Origin of the sequence: Bacillus sp. AP50, assembly GCF_040492675.1 — a bacterium.
Classification (GTDB): Bacteria; Bacillota; Bacilli; order Bacillales; family Bacillaceae_G; genus Bacillus_A; species Bacillus_A cereus.
In genome coordinates, this window is record NZ_JBEUTW010000236.1 from 1 (window position 1) to 4,018 (window position 4,018).

Consider the following 4,018-nt stretch of genomic DNA (forward strand, 5'->3'; position numbering starts at 1 on the left):
GGTATGAACTGGATGGTTAGTTTAACTTGTATTCATCTCTCAATATGAAATTTCATGTCAATGTCAGTTGATATGTTGATATCAACCGAACGAGTTTGTGTCGCTTTATTGTTTACATAACATTAATATGCTTTAGTCGTTTACTGTTAGTTATGCTATGAGTAATATAAAGATTGTTTTATATTTAAAGTTCTCTAAGGTAAGGAATATATTAAATGAATGTTTTTTACTTTTGAAATTTAGTTGTAAATAAAAAATCGAAATTTTGTTATGAAAATCCTATACTTAGATATACTAATAGTATTACCTGAATTAGGTTATTAAATGACATATGCAAAAAAGAAAAGGTTAATCAATTAGAAGCATTATTTTTGTGAGTTTATTTAATAATTGCGAAGTAGTATTGACATTTAGATATTATATAGATAATCTTATACATAAGTTTTATTGTTTAAAATTAATATACAAATCGAGAGATATTTAATTCTTGCTAAACGGACACACCGAGGGCATATACCTGCCATTGGTGTGTCTTTTTTTATTTAATAACTAGAAAATGATAAGGAGAGTATTAAAGAATGAATGAAATTATTAGTGAAAGTAAAAGAAGATTTGATAAATATTGTAAAGATAATCAAGTTTTTGAGGAGAGAATTAATTCTCTTATTAACTACTATTTTTTACTGCTTGCTGATCGTGTAAACATTTTACAAGATAGAGAATTTAATAACGAGGTCGAAGAGAAGCAATTTAAAAGCAATCTCAAAAGATTTGAAACATTATTCCCAGCTGCTGCTAAGAATGCATTTCTAAAAGGATATCAGCTTGGTTTAGAGTTTTTCAAACATCCAGAGACAGTGATTCCGGATTCTCTATTTATAAATCCTAATTTTGTACAAGATATTCCTTTTGCAATTGTAAATGCAGCAGAATTTAGCATTTATGAATTAGTTCGAACGGATGAAACACAAGAATTTAGTGTATATGCTGTTCGAACGTATGAAGGCATTAAACCCATAATGGAACAAGTATTTTGTGAAATTGCATTGTTTGGTGCGGAAATTTCGCTTGAGCATGAACGTGAGGAAAGAGGACTGAAAGTAGTTGAAGGAAAAACAACTACTTTTACAAATGTTCCAGTAGATCGTTTATTTACAATTACTCCATCTGTAGCTGCTAATGTTGTGCATGCGGACGGCCGCTGTGAAATCTGGAGTCTAAACTGGAATACAAAATTAACTTTAGATAATCCTTTTATTGAATTAGCACAAGTAACCATTGTTTACAAAGACAAGACAGAAATACAAAAAAATCTTCGGGATGGATTTATATATGAACAAAGTTTATTTAGTGCGATACCGTTAGAAGAAATAGAGGATCGTTTAGAGGTTAGAGTCAAATATAACCTTATTGATAATATGCCATGTAATTTGGAGGGATTTGAAATAGAATCACTTCTCACCGAACTATTAACAAAAATACAATACGCAACAAAAGTGCCTTTTGAAAACATGCTATTACTTTAAAGTGATTTTCTATCAAAGAGGAGTTTTTCATAATGAAAAAGATTGTATTAGCTATTAGTGATACTGTGTATACGGCATATTTACGTGAGGATTTTGTTGGTGCAGGATTTGAAGTAGCTGATAGTGATGTCATGCACATAAAGTATTTAGATGAAATTCTAGATACGGAGCAACCTGATATTCTATGTATTAATGACAAACGATTAAATATTGATGCGGGACACGAAGATAAGCGAGAATTAATTATTTTACAGAAGTTAAGAGACATTCGCTTTCAGCGGGATATTCGTATTGTAGTATTTACAGAGCGTGAAAATAATGATGAATTTTTAGCGAAACTGATTTATCTAGGTATCTATGACATTTTTAACTCTCGTAAAATTGATATTGATAATAAAGTCATCCCGCAGCTGCTACAGGAATCGGATATTAAAAATGTGGTGGAAATTGTAGGAGCAAGTCAAGCACCGCAACATACGAAATTGCCTGTAGTTCCTTTTGATGAGGAAGAAGAGAAAGTATCAAGTGAATTAGAGGAAGGTAACAACAGTGAATCACATTCTAATTTAAAATTATTTAAAAACAAACAAAAGCGTAAGTCTATTCAGGAAGAAACGCCAAAAGCGCCAATTATAAAAAAAAAGTATAAATTGGCTTTTGAGCCAGTATATGAGAAACAAATTGGTATCGCTATTCCAAGAAGAACAATTATTGTGGCCAACATGAATAGGAGAAGTGGTGCCACTTTTGTTTCACATCTTTTAGCCGCTTACTTAAATGAGCTACAGATTGATGTGAATTATATAGAGAATCTATATGATGATGGTTATACGTATCCGTTATTAAAGGGATATACAGAAGCGCCAGAAAACTATCGTAGTGAATTTATGTTGCAGCGATATAAAGAGATGCTACAGAAGGAATCTGATATATTATTAATTCCAAAATGGAAGCAAGGAAGAATAAATTATATTGTAAAGAATCCTATAGTTGACCAAGAGCTTCAAAACGAAACAGAGCAGGACTTCGACCATTTTATTAAGGTTTTATTGGCCAACCAAGAAGCACCTATATCTATTATTGATGCAGGGAGCGATTGGGATAAAGATTTATACCATGAGATATGTGAAATGGCGGATTACATATTCTTTGTAGCGGAACCAGATCTGCATCAATTGCTAAAGATAGCGCATCCTCTTACACAAAAAGAGAGAAAGCTCGTTTCTTACTTAGCTTTAGAGAAAGTGAGGATCATTGGAAATAAGTTTTCTCCTGCACTTTTAAAGCATGAAATAGTAGAAGAATGCTTTGGAGATAAGGTATTAACTGCTTTACCACCATATGAAATAGAAGATGTGTTTGAGTCACAATTGAATAGTAGTACGTTACTATCAAGTCGCAACTATTATAAAGAGTTAGAAGGAATAATGAAGGAAATAGCAAAGTTATTGCTACCAAATCAATTGTTGAATCCCCAAAAAAGTTCCATTTTAAGTGGATTTCGATTTCGAAAGTCTGAAAGTTAAGGAGGCTGAAGAGGGATGCAAAAGTTTATTGTTGCAGCAAGTATGTTGCTGTTATTTGTAGGTTGTCTATTCTTTGTAACTGATATGGTGATTGGAGATACAACACATACTGATAATAAATCGTCTTTAGAAAGGGGAGGCGAGATAGCTGTGGCTAAGTCTGTAAAAGTAGGTACTCTGCGTGCAGAAGAAGAAATAGCTATTGATCCAGAAAAAGCGAAACAAGAGTTTGAAAAGGCGTATAACGGTAATGCGGATTTTAAAGATCCCGCTTCAAAACGTAACTTCACTGTACATGATGTACAGGAAAAACCAGCAATGATTGCTGTCGAAGGTGATGCAGAAGCTGCTAGTTATTTTAAGCAATTTGATGAAAAAAAAGAAACGATAAAGAGTAAAGCGAGAAGTATTATTATTTATGATGCGAATGGAAAAGAAAAACAATTAGGTGGAAACGTAAAATAAAGAAAAAGAGTAGGTGCATTAAAAATGCAAAATACAGTAACTACGGCTCTATTCCTTACCTTTTCTTTATTATTAATTAGCCTTTTACCCGAAGGCGTTTTGTATGGAATACAGTTAGTGAAAGCACATAACTTTGCTGCTGATATGGTAGAAAACGCAGAAAATAAGGGTGGATTTCAATATGATTACAATGGAAAAAGGGTGGATTTAGTCCCTGGGATAGAGAAAAGAATGAAAGAAGAAAAGATGGATGGATGGAAGTATGAGTATACAAAGGGACGCATCGATCATAATCAATCCCTTTCTTTTAAGGTGAAAGCAGAACACCATTTCTTCATATTTAAGCTGATTGGTGTAGATGGCATAAAAGCTCCGATATGGGCGAGTAAAGAGGGATTGGGACAAGTATATTTTAAGTAATGAAAATTCTAAGATTTGTACTATAAAAGACTATGCTGAAAAGTATAGTTTTGTTGTCAGAAAAATATACCTATATAGAAC

Annotated in this window: 4 protein-coding genes; all 4 read left to right on the plus strand. The window is 32.5% G+C overall.

Translation table 11 applies throughout. The features are described from left to right. Positions 1 to 578 precede the first annotated feature (578 nt). From ABWK52_RS17880 to ABWK52_RS17895, 4 genes are read left to right on the plus strand one after another with little or no spacing between them, the layout of a single operon-like run. Positions 579 to 1,526, plus strand: a complete 948-nt coding sequence (locus ABWK52_RS17880) for a hypothetical protein (protein ID WP_098281252.1) — start codon at positions 579 to 581, stop codon at positions 1,524 to 1,526. A gap of 32 nt (positions 1,527 to 1,558) precedes the next feature. Continuing rightward, positions 1,559 to 3,052, plus strand: a complete 1,494-nt coding sequence (locus tag ABWK52_RS17885; protein WP_098281251.1) for a hypothetical protein — start codon at positions 1,559 to 1,561, stop codon at positions 3,050 to 3,052. A 15-nt stretch (positions 3,053 to 3,067) separates the two neighbouring features. After that, a complete protein-coding gene (locus ABWK52_RS17890) occupies positions 3,068 to 3,517 on the plus strand; it encodes a hypothetical protein (protein WP_001168897.1) in 450 nt (149 codons plus the stop codon). 24 nt (positions 3,518 to 3,541) lie between these two features. After that, complete coding sequence (locus ABWK52_RS17895; RefSeq protein ID WP_001181729.1) at positions 3,542 to 3,937, plus strand: DUF4320 family protein; 396 nt, start codon at positions 3,542 to 3,544, stop codon at positions 3,935 to 3,937. Positions 3,938 to 4,018: the final 81 nt, after the last annotated feature.

Bases quoted from the DNA above. Each gene is read 5' to 3' on its own strand.
- ABWK52_RS17880 (WP_098281252.1), top strand. From the start codon at position 579: ATGAATGAAATTATTAGTGAAAGTAAAAGAAGATTTGATAAATATTGT.
- ABWK52_RS17885 (WP_098281251.1), top strand. From the start codon at position 1,559: ATGAAAAAGATTGTATTAGCTATTAGTGATACTGTGTATACGGCATAT.
- ABWK52_RS17890 (WP_001168897.1), top strand. From the start codon at position 3,068: ATGCAAAAGTTTATTGTTGCAGCAAGTATGTTGCTGTTATTTGTAGGT.
- ABWK52_RS17895 (WP_001181729.1), top strand. From the start codon at position 3,542: ATGCAAAATACAGTAACTACGGCTCTATTCCTTACCTTTTCTTTATTA.